Source organism: Mesorhizobium sp. (genome assembly GCF_004962245.1).
Classification (GTDB): Bacteria; Pseudomonadota; Alphaproteobacteria; order Rhizobiales; family Rhizobiaceae; genus Mesorhizobium.
Genome location: NZ_SUHQ01000001.1, coordinates 51,846 through 67,382, shown reverse-complemented (window position 1 = coordinate 67,382; position 15,537 = coordinate 51,846). Strand labels below are relative to the sequence as shown.

Annotated in this window: 12 protein-coding genes and 2 tRNA genes; 6 read left to right on the top strand and 8 right to left on the bottom strand. The window is 61.8% G+C overall.

All coding sequences use genetic code 11. The features are described 5' to 3' along the window. Window positions 1-154: 154 nt before the first annotated feature. Both E5X88_RS00315 and E5X88_RS00310 read right to left on the bottom strand, forming a co-directional pair. On the bottom strand, window positions 155-1,471 hold the full coding sequence (locus E5X88_RS00315; protein WP_292157082.1) for a M20 family metallopeptidase: 1,317 nt from the start codon (window positions 1,469-1,471) through the stop codon (window positions 155-157). A gap of 95 nt (window positions 1,472-1,566) precedes the next feature. Next, a complete protein-coding gene (locus E5X88_RS00310; RefSeq protein ID WP_292157080.1) occupies window positions 1,567-2,508 on the bottom strand; it encodes a MurR/RpiR family transcriptional regulator in 942 nt (313 codons plus the stop codon). 185 nt (window positions 2,509-2,693) lie between these two features. Here E5X88_RS00310 and E5X88_RS00305 point away from each other — a divergent pair, with 185 nt between their 5' ends. Further along, entirely contained in the window at window positions 2,694-3,353 is a 660-nt protein-coding gene (locus tag E5X88_RS00305; RefSeq protein WP_292157078.1) for a DUF2161 domain-containing phosphodiesterase, read from the top strand. A 650-nt stretch (window positions 3,354-4,003) separates the two neighbouring features. Here E5X88_RS00305 and E5X88_RS00300 read toward each other — a convergent pair. After that, window positions 4,004-4,228 (bottom strand): hypothetical protein, encoded by a 225-nt coding sequence (locus E5X88_RS00300; RefSeq protein ID WP_292157076.1) that lies wholly within the window; start codon window positions 4,226-4,228, stop codon window positions 4,004-4,006. A 544-nt stretch (window positions 4,229-4,772) separates the two neighbouring features. On the opposite strand from E5X88_RS00300, the gene E5X88_RS00295 reads away from it, so the two are divergent. Continuing rightward, a tRNA-OTHER gene (locus E5X88_RS00295) sits at window positions 4,773-4,850 on the top strand. Between the two features lie 447 nt (window positions 4,851-5,297). Here the strand turns inward: E5X88_RS00295 and E5X88_RS00290 are convergent. The 5 genes from E5X88_RS00290 to phaC all read right to left on the bottom strand — a co-directional run bounded on the left by E5X88_RS00290 (window position 5,298) and on the right by phaC (window position 11,264). After that, on the bottom strand, window positions 5,298-5,552 hold the full coding sequence (locus E5X88_RS00290; protein ID WP_292157074.1) for a hypothetical protein: 255 nt from the start codon (window positions 5,550-5,552) through the stop codon (window positions 5,298-5,300). 1,543 nt (window positions 5,553-7,095) lie between these two features. After that, window positions 7,096-7,548 (bottom strand): hypothetical protein, encoded by a 453-nt coding sequence (locus E5X88_RS00285; RefSeq protein ID WP_292157072.1) that lies wholly within the window; start codon window positions 7,546-7,548, stop codon window positions 7,096-7,098. Window positions 7,549-7,700: 152 nt separating this feature from the next. Beyond that, window positions 7,701-7,775: transfer RNA gene (locus E5X88_RS00280), tRNA-Glu, on the bottom strand. Between the two features lie 187 nt (window positions 7,776-7,962). After that, on the bottom strand, window positions 7,963-9,102 hold the full coding sequence (locus E5X88_RS00275) for a YcbK family protein (RefSeq protein WP_292157615.1): 1,140 nt from the start codon (window positions 9,100-9,102) through the stop codon (window positions 7,963-7,965). Window positions 9,103-9,428: 326 nt separating this feature from the next. Next, window positions 9,429-11,264, bottom strand: a complete 1,836-nt coding sequence (gene phaC, locus E5X88_RS00270) for a class I poly(R)-hydroxyalkanoic acid synthase (protein WP_292157070.1) — start codon at window positions 11,262-11,264, stop codon at window positions 9,429-9,431. A gap of 98 nt (window positions 11,265-11,362) precedes the next feature. Here phaC and E5X88_RS00265 point away from each other — a divergent pair, with 98 nt between their 5' ends. The 4 genes from E5X88_RS00265 (at window position 11,363) to glpX (ending at window position 15,517) form a co-directional block, all read left to right on the top strand. Then, on the top strand, window positions 11,363-11,758 hold the full coding sequence (locus E5X88_RS00265) for a hypothetical protein (protein WP_292157068.1): 396 nt from the start codon (window positions 11,363-11,365) through the stop codon (window positions 11,756-11,758). Between the two features lie 55 nt (window positions 11,759-11,813). After that, window positions 11,814-13,031, top strand: a complete 1,218-nt coding sequence (locus E5X88_RS00260; RefSeq protein ID WP_292157066.1) for an LL-diaminopimelate aminotransferase — start codon at window positions 11,814-11,816, stop codon at window positions 13,029-13,031. Window positions 13,032-13,078: 47 nt separating this feature from the next. Next, the gene (locus E5X88_RS00255; protein ID WP_292157064.1) at window positions 13,079-14,392 is read left to right on the top strand and encodes a homoserine dehydrogenase; all 1,314 of its coding nucleotides are present in this window, start codon (window positions 13,079-13,081) and stop codon (window positions 14,390-14,392) included. 141 nt (window positions 14,393-14,533) lie between these two features. Beyond that, window positions 14,534-15,517: a class II fructose-bisphosphatase gene (glpX, locus tag E5X88_RS00250; protein ID WP_292157062.1), complete on the top strand. Its 984-nt coding sequence runs from the start codon at window positions 14,534-14,536 to the stop codon at window positions 15,515-15,517. The last annotated feature ends 20 nt before the right edge of the window (window positions 15,518-15,537 follow it).

The following is a 15,537-nucleotide window of genomic DNA, read 5'->3' as shown; positions in this document are numbered from 1 at the left end:
CGTGTTGATATTCAGGTGATGCCGGCCTGCAAATGGCGGCTTCCTGCGCTTCCGGTGCTCACGTACCCAAAAGTACGCTGCGTTCCGGTTCTCGGAACCCACCATTTTCGGCTCGGCCTGACCTGAATCTCAACACGCCTTAACCAACTCGAGTTTAGCGGACGCCGCACCAGTCGATGACGGAGGCGGCGATGACCTTGGCGGTCTCCACCACCGAATCGACCTCGACATATTCGTCGGCGCCATGAAAACCGTCGCCCGACGGACCGAAGATGACGCCGTCGACGCCGGCGCCGGCATAGTGCGCGGCGTCGCACACGGCGACGAAGCCCTTCACCTCAGGCGTCTTGCCGATCCGCGCCTTGTTGGCGACGAGCGACCTGACCAGCGGATGGTCCGGCGAAGTGTTCATCGGTGGAAAGTGAAGGCCGCCCAGTTCCCATTGGATGGTCGGCGGATTTTCGCGCAGCCAGGCGTCGGTGGCGGCGAAATGATGCACGAAAGTTTCGAAATCGCGGCGATAATCGGCTGAATTCTCGTCAGGCAGGAACTTCATGTCGAGATCGAGAACGGCCACGTCCGGGATGATCGCAGGATTGGTCATCACCGTCGGCAGGCCGTTCTCGCCAAGTCCAGTGCCGCCATGCATCACCCCGATGTTGATCGTGTTCATGCCGAGTGGCAGCAGCGGATGCGATCTCGCCCGCGTGCGGTCGAGCTCGTACTGGCGCACGGCCGCGATGAATCGCGCCGCGATCTCGATGGCGTTGACGCCGGGCTCCAGCCGGTCCTTGTCGTGGCGCTGCGGATAGATTTCATTGTAGCGCAGCGCGGAATGCGCGTTGCGGCCGCGGATCGTCACCCGCGCCCATTCGAGCCCGCCCTCGACCGGGAGGACATCGCCCCAGGTCGGTTCGGCGACCAGCACCGCCTTGGCGAGCCTGCCCCTGGCGACCGCGTCCATGGCGCCGAAGCCGCCGGCTTCCTCGTCGACCACGGTGTGGATCGCCAGCCGGCCCCGGAGCGTGATGCCGGCCTTGCGGATGGCGTGCGCCGCCGCGATGCAGGCGGCGACGCCGCCCTTCATGTCGACCGCGCCGCGACCGTAAAGACGCCCGTTGGTGATGTCGCCGCCAAACGGATCGACCGACCAGTTCTTCATTTCGCCGACCGGCACGACGTCGATATGGCCGCACAGGATCAGGCTGCGCTCTTCCTCGCCAGCCCATTCACCGATCAGATTGGGGCGCCCCGGCAAGGCGTCCCATTGTTCGGTCGAGAAGCCGTCGGCCTTGAGGACCGGCTCCAGCATCGCCTGCACGTCGGCCTCGCGGTTCAGCCCTTGCCGGGTCTCGAATTTGGGGTTCACCGAAGGGATTTGAACCATGTCGCTGGTGAGGCCGATCACCCAGTCGCGATCCTTGTCGATCTCGGCTTGCGCGGCGGCGACGGCCGCATCCCTGTCCTGCATATCGATGTCCTTTCGTGCCTTGGCGGCGTTCGTGATTGTCTTTGGTGTTGCGGGGGGCCGGCCGCTCGTCTTGCTCCGAGCACGTCGGCGGCGGGTTACGTCGATTTGGGTTTGCCCCTGACGAAGGGTGCCGTCCACTTCGCCGGATCGCCGGCGGTGGCGCTGCGGCGGCCGGTGAAATCGGAGGCGTCGAGCGTCACGCCGTTGGCACGGCGCATCCCTTCGATATCCTCGATGCGCTTGCGCACCGTCTGGCCTTCGCTTTCCAGCGCATGGGCAAACACGGTCTCCATCTGGACGACGGCCGTCGCCAGCGTGTCGAACGGCGAGTTGGCCTCTATTGCCGCGATCAGCGTCAGATCGGCATGTTCGGAGATGGGCGAGAGCCATGGGTCGGTGAACAGCAGGATGCCGATGCCCCGCTCGCGCGCCTGACGGGCGAAGTTCACCACGTCCGACTGGTAGCGGCGATAGTCGAACACGACGAGCAGGTCACGCTTGCCGAGATCGATCAGCAGGTCGAAATCCGTCGGCGCCAGCGCGCCGATGTCGTGCACGTTGGGACGGAACTGCACGAGATAACCGGCGAGCATCGAGGCGATGTGCCGGCTGAAGCGTCCACCGAGCAGCACGACCTGACCCTTGCAGTCGAGCAGCATCCTGGCGGCGCGGCCATAGCTTTGCGAGGGAACCGCCGTGCGCGTCCGCTCCAGGCTATCGGACACCGAATGGAAGTAGTCGTTGACCGTGCCTTCGCTCGAATTGGCAGGCCGCTTTGCCTCCATCATCAGCAGCGGGGAATGCAGCCGGGCTTCGATTTCCGCCAGGAGCTTGGCCTGGAAGGCGGCGAAACCGCCATAGCCAAGCTTGACCATGAGGCGCATGACCGTCGGATCGCTGACGCCCGCTGCTTTTGCCAGGCGCGTGGCGGTGCCGAGCCCGGACATCGGATAGTCGGCCAGAAGAACCTGCACGATCTTGGCTTCCGCGGATGTGAGGGCCAGGGTGGTATGCGCCAACTCTTCGCGGATCGACACCGGACCTCTCCCTTTCCGTATTCAGCCGCTGATAGAGAAATTACAAATTCTGGCGATGATGTCAATTTTTGGAAGGATTTCTACAAAGGTAAGATCTTGGGAGCGCCATTTCGCTTTCCCCGTCCAGATGGCGTGTTTTTCAGCAACTCTGGGCGAACCCGGCTCGAATCGGCTATGGCTCCGGTATGCAGGAAACGTCTCTTTACATCCCGGTGAAGCGGTTTCTTGAGAGCCTGGAATTCACCGTCAAAGGTGAAGTTGGCGGTTGCGATGTCGTGGGACTGCGTGACGGCGAGCCGCCCGTGGTCGTCATTTGCGAATTGAAGTTGCAGTTCAACCTCGAACTCATACTTCAAGGTGTCGATCGCGCCGCGGCATGCGATGAGGTCTGGCTCGCGGCGAGGATGTCGGCCCGCGGCAAGGGCCGCGAGCACGATCGCCGGTTCCGCGCCCTCTGCCGGCGGCTCGGTTTCGGCCTTCTGGGGGTTGGCTCCGCCGGCAACGTCGAACTGCTGCTCAGTCCGGCAGCCTTGCCGCCAAGGCGAGACCCGAAGCGAAGATCGCGCCTTGTGGACGAGCATCGGCGCCGGCGCGGCGATCCTGTGGTCGGCGGTGGTTCCCGAGCCCCGATTATGACCGCTTACCGGCAGGATGCGCTGGCCTGCGCCGCTGCCATGGCGGACGGCCCGAAGCGCCCACGCGATCTGAAAACCGTTTCACCGCGCGCCGCCAAGATCCTGCTTCACAATGTCTACGGATGGTTCGCCAGGGCCGAGCGCGGCGTCTATGCGCTTACCGACGTTGGCCATGCCGCGTTGCAGCGCTGGCCCCAACCGGCTCCATGATATGCGATACGGATCCCCAACCGTCAGCTACCAGCTATGAGTGCGAGCCTGCCGGCGGGGCCGAAGTGCCTTGTGAAGCCGCGGCAAGACATTTCCCCGGATAAATCGATCATCCGCTTTTGCGGGAGACCATGCCAGAAGCAGGAAACCCTAAGGCGGGCAAAGAAGGCGTCTTTCTACTCCCCCGATCTCCCTGTTGTGGACCGTGAGCTAAGGCCCGCGCCATCCGTAGAACGAATTGAGGCGGCCCAGCAGCTCCCCGTTGGGGTGACCAACAGCGGGCCGCCGGGCCTGACCGGCTGGCGGTACGGGGGGCGGTCGCCGGCTGGGGCGAACTATAGGTCCTTCATGTATCGTCGCTAATTTAGTAAAATGGTCATGTTCCATTCGCGTGGCCGCCAAATGGATGAGCCTGGAGTCGAATCCTTGCCCAAACGAGTGAGTACCGGTGGCCAGCTGGCAGATGGAGGCACTCGAGCGTTGCAAGAAGGGCGCGCCTATCCAGATTTGAACAGAGGATGGCCGGCACCAACAGTTGGCGGGGGGCCTGACGGGCGCCGGCCAGGCGGTTTGGGGTCCGCTGCCGTTGGAGAGTACCGAGCTTGGCGATCAAAGTAATTCCGTGATCGCGGAATGCCGGGAGGCGACGCTCAATCCTTTGCATTGTCACCGTCTTGCGCAGAGCCATCGCTTTCGTCTGCCGGGGTTTCTAACCCGGCCAGTTGCCGGTCGGCCATTTCTTTGGCGAGGCCTACCAGGGCGTCGACCTCTTGCATCTGGTCCATGTGACCGCCGTTGGCGACGTGTTTCCGGATCCTCTTCAGTTGGTTAGAGGTTCGTCGCAGTGTTTCGGCGATAGACGTCTTCTTGGCCACGCCTGCATCTCCTGCACCCCAACCCTCGAGACGAGCAAGCGTTCCGGCCCAAAGACTTTTTACGGCAAAGTCGACATCCAATCGATCCGCTTGATACAGCCCCCGCGACTGTGAACAGGCCGTCCTAAAGGTGCTCCGTAATGGGTCAACACGTCTGGCATCGCAATTGCGTGGTCAGCAGCGGGGGCGAGTGGGGGGCCCCGCCGCTTCGCAAAATGGAGCGGCGGGGCTTTTTGGATCTCTTAATCGGCCAATGGTGATCGGAGACTCTGGTGCCGGTTGTTGGTTCTAATCCGGATCATGAAGGCGGCTAGCAAGTTCGGGCGGCTCGACAGCCGAATGATCGAGGGGCCGCCGAGCCTAACCGGCGGGGCTTTGAGGAGGGGCGGCGCCGGCTGTTAACACTATAGGCCACTCATGCATGATTGCTAATTTAGTAATGGTGATGCGACCTGCGCGGCCTTACTTCCATTGCAGGTGCCGGTTACCCCCAATCTCCGAGTTGATAAAACGACACCTGCTCTTTTAGCCTGCCAAAATGTTCGCGCTCGTAGCTCAACCAGGATAGAGCCACCACCGAAGCCTCGGGCAGATGCAGGTTCGATCCCTGCCGAGTGCACCAAAGCCCCACCAAGCAATCTCGCCGGTTTCTGTGCGGAAATTGGCCAAACATCGGATAGGGAAGGGAGTTTTCGGCCGTGCTCGAAAAATCTGGTACGCCCAAGGGGAATCGAACACCTGTTACCGCCGTGAAAGGGCCGACTCTTTGAAAGCCTTCTGTTCAAGAGGATGCTGGTGTAAATATATTAGGTGAAACCTATAATAGATCCCGTGAAACGGTTTTAATACATCCCGTAGAAACGGCGTCATCGACGGAAGCGCCCTGGAAAAGGGGCAAGGAGGGTGAACGCGACAAGCGTCGGCGCCCTTCTGGCAATGGTCGAGCGCTCGTTCAAGCCGGCGCACAAATCACCAATCTCCGAAAATGGCATGAATGGCTTGACGGCCTTGTCGGTGAGAATGCCAGTCTCGACAACAACGACACGAACTATGGACGCGCCTATCGGCTTTATGAAGAAATCGGCGGCGTTCTCGATGCCGGTGGCGCTTCATGACTGCCGGCGACACCTTCATTGCTGGGGGGATCGATTTCCGCCAAGCGGTATGCGGCCTCAACCAGACACCGTTGCGCGCGTAGCCTGCTGCACAGCGCGATATTCTCGGCCAGCATTTCTTCTGTGCGTTCAAGCGCGAGCTCGGTCCGGTTAATGCGCTCCCTGGCATTGGCCATCGCGTGTCCGAGGGGTTCCATGGTGTCCATCATGATTTGCTAACTCATGGCGGACTGGATCGTTCCCTCCACGAGCGCTCCGGCGACGACTTTTTCTCAGCCTCTTGATCTGCCTTCTCTGCATCGGTTCCCGGCACCACTCAAAGAAGCAGGCGTCCATTGAATGGCCCGCTGCTTCTGGTAGCGGGCTTTTTTGTTGCTGAGGACCCTTACGCCGCGGCTGGCCGGCCAATAACGTTCGGCGGCCGAAATTGAAGCCGGCAGGCTACCCGACTCGCCAGATCTCGCAGTAGAATTCTTCGCCGGCTATCTCCTGAAAGAAGTGACTTCCAGACACCTTGTGCATACCTGCTTTTGCTGCAACTGCCCGCTCCTTCCCAAGCACCGAACGCGGAGCCGATATTATTGTCCAAGTCGGATAGGGCTTGGGAGCTTTAGCCCACTCAAGCTTCAAGGTTGAACCTTTGGGCGATTTTGCAGCAGGGCCAGATCGAGGCATGAAGCATGAAATTGAACGCGGAATATATCCAGCGTCACCCATCCGACGCAGCGCAACAGGGCCAGGATCAGATCCGTAGTAGGGCTTGTGCCCCACCATCAACTGCCCGGGCCTAGTTGTGCACCCGCACAATGGCATTGTAATTGCCAGCGCACAAAGTACTAGCGCTTGTTTCAATTGCACCCCCCTACCGTATGGCGTTCCCTGTCCCTACTGCCCTGCCAAGGCACGAGCAGCCGCCCAGCCTTGATGCAACTTTGAAACTTCGCCCGCAAGATGCCCCTCCAGTTGAAGCCCGCTGCCTCACGGTGGCGGGCCTTTTAATGGCGCATAGGAACAAGAGAGGCGATCCGGTTTCAGGAAGATGGAGGAAACTGGATATGGCAAACAAAATCAAACAACCACCACCGAGGCCCGACCCGAAAAAGAAGACACCTGTTCGTCGCCCCGACAAGGAAGCATCGCCAGAGCCTGAACATGTCGATCCGCCACCGCGAGATGTGCGAGAGGCACCGGCGCCAAACCCAAACGGCGATAAGAATTCCTAACCGGATTCCACGATATTCGTGGTTCGGTTCTCATTCGCGGCGCCCTCGGGCCCTTTGCGACGGCGTAAGGCGGACGTCGGAACGAAAGACGGATTTGCGAATTCTACTGCTAGATAATGGGGAATCGCGCCCATGAGACTTGCGACCCTCCATCTTGAAACTGCGAGATACGGCGACGTATATCGCGCCGAAAGGCTCGCGCTGCTGAGGCAGCAAATGATGCGGCACATCAAGCGCACGGACGCTTCGGCACAGAAAGTCGAGCAAGCACTGGCTAGGTTGGCTGAAGCCAACGCGCTCGGGAACAGGCGCGCGTCAGTAGCGCCGACCTCGCCGCGCCTTGGGATCTCGTTCAAAACCTCTTAGCGCTCAGCACATATCGCCACTTTCGTCGGCCCGCTGCGCCCGGCTGCCGACTCTGCCCGCCGCCTCACGGTGGCGGGCTTCTCTATTTTTTCACCGGCGCCCACATCCCTCCAGTGAAGCTGTCGGAGTCCGCGATCTGCAAAATGTTAGGTGGGTCCGAATCCTACTTGTCGCCGAACCACCCCTCATACTCAATGCGGATTGGAAACACGGCCTGCGGTTTCCAAAAGCTTTGCCGCGGATTCCTATGCGTCATCCCAAAAGAGCACGACGTCTTATCGCCGTTTTGGAGAAGCGAAATTACCGTCGACTGATCGAAACACGCCAGCCATCGCTTTTTATCATCCTCGTTGACACCGACGCCGAGCGCCGCTTCGAGCCCAGCCTGGTCGTGTACAATTAGGCGGATATTTTTCGCCGGAATTGATCCAGAGTTTGGCACTACGAGGTTGTAGGCGATCCCATTGTTCCCGCCGCTGTGAGTTTTGACCGAAGCTGTTACAATCGGGCGAAACTGGCGTCGCCAGAAGAAGACGGAAAAGCCGAAGGCCAACACTGAAACGATCAGTGCGACGATTGCGACCACAAGTTCAAGCAAGTTTTCGATTGCGCCCATTGCCGTTCCCCCATGCCCGGACCTGCCGATAGTCGCAGGAAACCCCGGAAAATCAAAGTTGGCGAACGACGACGAATCGACAAGGCCGAAAAAGGAAATTGGCCAAACGTTGGACAGGAAAAGGGAGATTTAAGCTAAGTACTTGAAAAGTCTGGTACGCCCAAGGGGAATCGAACCCCTGTTACCGCCGTGAAAGGGCGGTGTCCTGACCGCTAGACGATGGGCGCGCTCAGATTGAGCGCTTATAGTTGCGTCGCGCCAAACCGGCAACCCGTCTGCTGCTGCCTGCGACAACTTTTTTCAATGGCTGCAAAACCGTGCTTTTTTGGCGATTCAAACGGTTCGGCGGTGCGTTGCATGCCGCTCCAGACAGCACACAGCGGAGGTTTTCGTAAACGAGAGGAAGACCAGTCGTTACCGCCGGCGGCGGCAGCGCCAGTTCCAGTCGCGCTCGGGACCGACGTCGATGTGAACGGATTCGGTGTGGCAGTAGGTGCCGACGCCGCCGCGCCCGGGCATGCTGCGGATATAACTTGCCAGTTGCGATTTCGAGACGCCTGGAACCTGGATGTCGGCGGCGGCGCAATACATGTGCAGCGAATTCTTGGCGCCGTTGGCGCGGCGGTTGCGGGCCGGGTCACGATAGCCGGAGGTGACGATCATCTTCTTGCCGTAGTGGCCCTCGATCGTCTTCAGCACCCGGACCAGCGAAGGCTTGAGGCAGGCGACGTCGACATTCTCGGTCTGCCTGAGGAGACCGTTGGGCGCCAGCCGGGCAAGGCCGGCGGCGGATGCCACCTGATAGGCGCCGCCCTCATCCTCGTTGAGATCGACGTCGCTCTCGTCGTCGAGGCCGGATTTGCGCTTGATCTCGAAGAGTGCGGTCTTGCGTACGCCGGGCAGCGCGTCGTCGGTGAAATGGCTGGTATCGCCTAGCGAAGCCAGTTGCACCGGCTTTTCAGCCGATTTGGCCGAGGCCAGAGTGACGGTCGGCTTTGCCGCCGCCGCCTTGGGCTGGGCGGTCGTCGGTTGCTCGCCCGACCTGCTGTTGGCCTGCGGAGCAGGTGCCGCCGAGGCGGGCGTGGCGCTGAACAAAGAGGCGAGGAACCCCTTCTTCTTTGGCGCATAGGCTTGCGGCTGCGGCTCTCCGGCGGTTACGTAGACCGGATTGTTCATCGCCGGCGCGGCGGCTTCGGCCTTCTTCGGCGCGGCCGTGCCGGCATCGGCCGTTTCTGTCTTCTGCGTGGCAGCGTCGGCCTGTTCCACCGTCTGCGCGGGCTGTTCCTGTGGCTGCGGCGTCTGGCCCGCAGTCGCCTCGGCGCCCGCAGGAGCCGTGACGGGGAAGCCGGCATCGGACCTGGCTCCACCCTGGGCTCCTGGCTTCGCCACTGGTACATAAGCGACCTGCTCGGGAAGGGCTGCGTCGCCCTCGGCGGTCATCGTCATCTGTGAAGTCGTGATCTGCGATGACGAATCAGCGGCGACCTGTTGCGTGCCCGCGGCCGTGCTATTGTCCATGGACGAGGCATTGTAGCCAGGCATGCCGACGGACATTGTCGGGTCGCCAGCCGAGGTGCAGGACGCCAGGAGCACGGAGAAAAGCGCTGCCGCAATGGCGCGGCGTTCTCCCTTCGCGAAGCGCGATCCCGCTGATTTCAAAACAAAATTCCCCCTCGATGTCCGGCCGGTACGTCATTGGCGTGGCGTTGAAACGTCCCGCCGAAATAATCCTTGTCCCCGAACCGGAAACGAGACCTGTATCAAAAAGGCAAGCCTCAAAGTAATTCGATGGCTAGAGGTGAATCGAGGCTACCTAAGGGTTGACGACACCATTTCGCCCTCTTTGGCAGGCACGTCAACTCACCACACATTACAGGACGTTACACACGCACCTTGACATAGGTGCCTGGCGCATCACCCAAGGTTTTCATGTGCTTGCCCGGTTTGCGGGCCGGCACGCGGGTATTGTCCCTGGCCTCGATCCAGCGTTGCCAGTGCGGCCACCAGGAACCGGGATGGTTCGTGGCGTTGGCGACCCATTGATCGAAGTCGCCCGTTGGCTTGCCGCCGGTCCAGTAATGATACTTCTGCGCCGCCGGCGGGTTGACGACACCGGCGATGTGGCCGGAGCCGGCCATCACGTACTCGACCTCGCCGCCGAAATATTTCGAGCCGAGGAAAACCGAGAGCGCCGGCGCGATATGGTCTTCCTTCGAGGCGAGGTTGTAAACCGGGATGGTGATGTCACCGAGCGACACCATGCGGCCGGCCAGCTCCATCATGCCTTTCGAAAGTCTGTTCTCGAGATAGCAATTGCGCAGGTAGAAAGAATGGTTGGCCGCGCCCATGCGGGTCGAATCGGCGTTCCAGTAGAGCAGGTCGAAGGGCAGGGGGTCCTTGCCGCGCATGTAGTTGTTGACGACATAGGGCCAGATCAGGTCGCCAGAGCGCAACATGTTGAAGGCGGTCGCCATCTTGGTGCCGTCGAGATAGCCTTTCTCGTTCATCGCCTTTTCGACGGCCGCGACCTGCTCCTCATCGACGAACACTTTCAGGTCACCGGCATAGGTGAAGTCGACCTGCGTGGTGAAGAAGGTGGCCGATTTGATGCGGTGGTCGCCTTCCTGCGCCATCAACGCCAGGGCCGCCGCCAGAAGCGTGCCGCCAACGCAATAGCCGATGGCGTTGACCTCCTTTTCGCCGGTGGCCTTTTCGATCGTGTCCAGGCCATATTGCAGGCCCTCCCTGATATAGGCCTCCCAACCCTTGGTGCCGTGCCGCTTGTCCGGGTTGATCCAGGAGATGACGAAGACGGTGTGGCCCTGCTCGACGGCCCAGCGGATGAAGGATTTTTGCGGGTTGAGATCGAGAATGTAGAATTTGTTGATCCACGGCGGGCAGATCAGCAGCGGCCGCTTGAGCACGGTCTCGGTCGACGGTTCGTACTGCAGGATCTCGGCGACATCGCTGCGGCCCACCACCTTGCCGGGTGTCGTGGCCAGGTTCTTGCCGATCTCGAAGGGCGAGTAATCGGCCTGCCGAAGTTTCAGGTCGCCCTTGCCGGCAGCGATGTCCTCGGCCAGCATCTTCATGCCGCGCACCAGGTTTTCGCCATTCGAGGCGATGGTCTCGCGAAACAGCTCCGGGTTGGTCAGGATGAAGTTTGACGGCGAGATGGCGTTGGACACCTGCTTGACGTAAAAGCTGGCCTTGTGGCGGGTGTGCTCGTCCAGGCCATCGGCGTGCTCGACCAGCTCGGCCGCCCAGCGCGAGGTGACGAGATAGGCCTGCTTGAGGAAATCAAAGAAAGCGTTGCGGCCCCATTCCGGATCCTGGAAACGCTTGTCGCCGCCCTCAGGCTTGACCGCGTCGTCGGTACCTTCGCCGCCGGCGCCGATGCGCTGGATGGCATTGGCCCAGACGGTCATGTAGCCGGAAAACAGCCGCGTCTGCGCCTCCAGCGCGCGCTGCGGATCGGAAAGCCAGTATTCGCTGAGCTTGGAGAAGGTTTTCACCATGTCGATGACCGGCTCGGCGACATGATCGCGCACCTCGCCTTTTTCGCGCGGCTCGGCCCATGCGGAAGCCGCCTTGCCGGCCTGCTCGATCATGCGTGCCATGTTCAAGGCGAAGCGCTCCGGGTCCTTCACCAGATATTGCTCGACGGTCGAAGGCTGGTCATCTTCCGCTTTGCCCGAATCGGGTCTTTTGGACATGGTTCGCGGGGTTCCTCCCGAAGCGTTTTCTTGACATATTATCATGGGACATCCGACAGGGTCCAACGCGGTCTACCTCGGCTGCCTAAGGAAACAATATGACGATTAATATTGGCGAAACTGTTTTTTCCGGCCCTGGTCGTTTTTGCCGCATGGGCGTGGCGGTCGTCCTGCTGGCTATCGCCGGCTGTTCGAGCACCAACACCGAGGGTACAGCACCCGCCGCCAGCCTCGTCGAAGGGCCAAAGGACACCGGCGCCTATCCGAACCTGAACATCCCGCCGCAAGTGGCGGCGGAGCAGTTCACCGAGGAGGAGAAGAACGCCAAGCTCGCCCAGTTGAAGGCCGACGGGCAGGCGCAGGGCTCCAGGGGCGGCGCGGTCAGGGTCGCGAACACGGCGGCGCTGAACACGCTGGCAAGGAAGCACGGCGCCGATGCGCTGAAGCAGATCGAGACCAATTGCGATCCCGCCCTCGACCCTGCCTGCAAATAGGGTTATATCGCGCGACCGAAAACCACCTCTGGAACTGACCACCTCTGGAATTGATATGGAAGAATTTCACAAGGTCCGCCGGCTTCCGCCTTATGTCTTCGAGCAGGTCAACCGGCTGAAGGCCAGTGCCCGTTCGCGCGGCGCCGACATCATCGATCTTGGTATGGGCAACCCGGACTTGCCGACGCCCAAGGCTATCGTCGATAAATTGTGCGAGGTGGTGCGCGATCCGCGCACGCATCGCTATTCGTCGTCGCGCGGCATTCCGGGCCTGCGCCGCGCCCAGGCCAATTACTATGCCCGCCGTTTCGGCGTAAAACTCGACCCGGACACGCAGGTGGTGGCGACGCTGGGCTCGAAGGAAGGCTTCGCCAATATGGCGCAGGCGATCACCGCCCCCGGCGACGTGATCCTGTGCCCCAATCCGACCTATCCGATCCACGCCTTCGGCTTTATCATGTCGGGCGGCGTCATCCGTTCGTTGCAGGTCGAGCCGGATGACGGCTTCATTCCGGCGCTGGAGCGCGGCATCCGCCATTCGATCCCGAAGCCGCTGGCGCTGATCCTCAACTATCCGTCGAACCCGACGGCGCTGGTTGCCTCGCTCGACTTTTATAAGGACGTGGTGGCCTTCGCCAGGAAGAACGACATTATCATCCTGTCGGACCTTGCCTATTCGGAGATCTATTTCGACGGCAATCCGCCGCCCTCGGTGCTGCAGGTGCCGGGCGCCATCGACGTGACGGTCGAGTTCACCTCGATGTCGAAGACCTTTTCCATGCCCGGCTGGCGCATGGGGTTCGCCGTCGGCAACGAGCGGCTGATCTCGGCGCTGACTAGGGTCAAATCCTACCTCGACTATGGTGCCTTCACACCGATCCAGGTGGCGGCCGCGCATGCACTCAACGGCGACGGCGCCGATATCGCCGAAGTGCGCGACATCTATCATAAGCGCCGCGACGTCATGGTCGATGCTTTCAGCCGCGCCGGCTGGGCGATTCCTGCGCCCGCGGCATCGATGTTTGCCTGGGCGCCGATACCGGAGCCCTTCAAGCATCTCGGTTCGCTCGAATTCTCCAAGCTTCTGATCGAGCACGCCGACGTGGCGGTGGCGCCGGGCGTCGGCTTTGGCGAGCATGGCGACGATCATGTGCGCATCGCGCTGGTCGAGAACGAGCACCGGATCCGGCAGGCGGCGCGCAACATCAAGCGCTTCCTGGCGTCCAGCGCCAAGCAGCCCAACAATGTGGTGCCGCTCGCCGCGCATCGTTGAGTTGCCCGATATCACATCGACCAAATCCTTGAGGGGCGTCGCCGGACATGGCTGAAGCGTTGCGTGTTGGAATTGCCGGTCTCGGCACCGTCGGCGCGTCGGTGGCGCGCGTGCTGCGGGACAAGGCGGCTGAACTGACGCGGCAATGCGGCCGCGAGATCGTCGTGTCAGCCGTTTCGGCCCGCGATCGCAAACGCGACCGCGGCGTCGATCTCAGCGCGGCCAAGTGGTTCGACGATCCGGTGGGAATGGCGCAGACCGCCGACATCGATGTCTTCGTCGAACTGATCGGCGGCGACGAGGGGCCGTCGCGATCATCCGTGAAAGCAGCACTTGAAGCCGGCCGCCATGTCGTCACCGCCAACAAGGCGCTGCTCGCCAAACACGGCGTGGCGCTGGCCGAGATCGCCGAGAAGAAGGGCGTGCTGCTCAACTACGAGGCGGCGGTGGCCGGCGGCATCCCGGTCATCAAGACGATGCGCGAGGCGATGGCCGGCAATTCGGTGACCCGTGTCTTCGGCATCCTCAACGGCACCTGCAACTATATCCTGACCCGGATGGAGGCCGAGGGCCTGTCGTTCGACGCCTGCCTGAAGGACGCGCAGCGGCTGGGCTATGCGGAGGCCGACCCGACCTTCGACATCGAGGGCCACGACACCGCGCACAAGCTGTCGATCCTGACCAGCCTTGCCTTTGGCACGAGGATCGCCGCCAACGACATCTACATGGAAGGGATTTCCAACATCAGCCAGGCCGACATCCGCGCGGCTGCCGATCTCGGTTACCGGATAAAACTGCTCGGCGTCGCCCAGCGCACGGAAAGCGGCATCGAACAGCGCGTGCATCCGACCATGGTGCCGACGGCCTCGGTCATCGCACAGGTGCACGGCGTGACCAATGCGGTTGCCATCGAAACCGACATCCTTGGCGAGCTTTTGCTCTCCGGTCCCGGCGCCGGCGGCAACGCCACCGCATCGGCGGTGGTCGGCGACATTGCCGACATCGCCAAGAGCCGGCCGGGTTTCCAGCACGGTCCGGTCTTCGGCCTGCCGGCGAAGGAATTGCGACCCTACAAGAAGGCGCAGATGCGCAGCCACGCCGGCGGCTATTTCATCCGGTTGACGGTGCATGACCGGATCGGCGTCTTTGCCGCCATTGCCAAGCGCATGGCCGACAGCGACATTTCGCTGGAATCGATCGTGCAGCATGCCGCCGGGCCGGAAACCGCTTTGCAGAAAACGGTCATCCTCGTCACCCATGAGACGACGGAAGCGGCGGTGCGCAAGGCCGTCGAGGGGATCACCAAGGACGGCCATTTGACCGACAAGCCGCAGGTCATCCGCATAGAGCGGGCAGGGTAGAGGGTAGTCTTTACCATTCAATCGATTGATATCGTTGCGTTTTCAAAAAACGCTTGCCAAGGTCTTGCTGTTGTCATGGAGCTTTGACACAAGGAGCGCGCCTCCGGTGGGGGGCGATGCGCCAACGAGGATTGTCCATCGATGAACGTGGCCCAGAACATCGTCGCCGGCCTCGACCGGATACTCGCCATGGAACTGGTGCGCGTCACCGAACGTGCCGCGGTGGCGGCAGCCAGGCTGCGCGGACGCGGTGATGAGAAGGCCGCCGACCAGGCCGCGGTCGACGCCATGCGCGAGGAGCTCAACCGCCTCGCCATCAAGGGCACGGTGGTGATCGGCGAGGGCGAGCGCGACGAGGCGCCGATGCTCTATATCGGCGAGGAGGTCGGCTCCGGCAAAGGCCCGGCGGTCGATATCGCGCTCGACCCGCTCGAAGGCACGACGATCTGCGCCAAGAACCTGCCCAATGCGCTCGCGGTCATCGCCATTGCGGAAAAGGGCAGCCTCCTGTTCGCGCCCGACGTCTATATGGACAAGATCGCCGTCGGTCCCGGCTATGCGGACGGTGTCATCGACATCGATGCCTCGCCGGCCGAAAACATCGCCAGCCTGGCCAGGGCCAAGGGCGTTCCAGTGTCGGAGATCACCACCTGCATCCTCGACCGGCCGCGCCATGGCAAGCTGATCGAAGCCGTGCGAGCTACCGGCGCTGCGATCCGGCTGATCGGCGACGGCGATGTCGCCGGCGTCATCGACACCACCGATCCGGACGAGACCGGCATCGACATCTATCTCGGTACCGGCGGTGCGCCGGAGGGCGTGCTGGCAGCGGCTGCGTTGCGCTGCACCGGCGGCCAGATGCAGGGAAGACTGATCCTCGACACGCCGCAAAAAGTGGAGCGCGCGGCCAAGATGGGCATTTCCGACCCGAAGCGGGTTTATCGCACGCAGGACATGGCGCGCGGCGACGTGCTGTTTGCGGCAACCGGCGTGACCGACGGCAACATGCTGGCCGGCGTCAAGTTCGGTCGCAACTCCATCACCACGCACACGATCGTGCTGCGCTCGTCGTCACGCACCGTGCGCGAGATCAAGGCGCGCCACCAGGATCTGGAAAAGTTTTGATACCGACTCGGCTAGCCGTC

Coding starts and splice junctions, on each gene's coding strand:
- E5X88_RS00315 (WP_292157082.1), bottom strand. CDS start 1,471: ATGCAGGACAGGGATGCGGCCGTCGCCGCCGCGCAAGCCGAGATCGAC.
- E5X88_RS00305 (WP_292157078.1), top strand. CDS start 2,694: ATGCAGGAAACGTCTCTTTACATCCCGGTGAAGCGGTTTCTTGAGAGC.
- E5X88_RS00290 (WP_292157074.1), bottom strand. CDS start 5,552: ATGATGGACACCATGGAACCCCTCGGACACGCGATGGCCAATGCCAGG.
- E5X88_RS00285 (WP_292157072.1), bottom strand. CDS start 7,548: ATGGGCGCAATCGAAAACTTGCTTGAACTTGTGGTCGCAATCGTCGCA.
- E5X88_RS00275 (WP_292157615.1), bottom strand. CDS start 9,102: ATGTCCGTCGGCATGCCTGGCTACAATGCCTCGTCCATGGACAATAGC.
- phaC (WP_292157070.1), bottom strand. CDS start 11,264: ATGTCCAAAAGACCCGATTCGGGCAAAGCGGAAGATGACCAGCCTTCG.
- E5X88_RS00265 (WP_292157068.1), top strand. CDS start 11,363: ATGACGATTAATATTGGCGAAACTGTTTTTTCCGGCCCTGGTCGTTTT.
- E5X88_RS00260 (WP_292157066.1), top strand. CDS start 11,814: ATGGAAGAATTTCACAAGGTCCGCCGGCTTCCGCCTTATGTCTTCGAG.
- E5X88_RS00255 (WP_292157064.1), top strand. CDS start 13,079: ATGGCTGAAGCGTTGCGTGTTGGAATTGCCGGTCTCGGCACCGTCGGC.
- glpX (WP_292157062.1), top strand. CDS start 14,534: ATGAACGTGGCCCAGAACATCGTCGCCGGCCTCGACCGGATACTCGCC.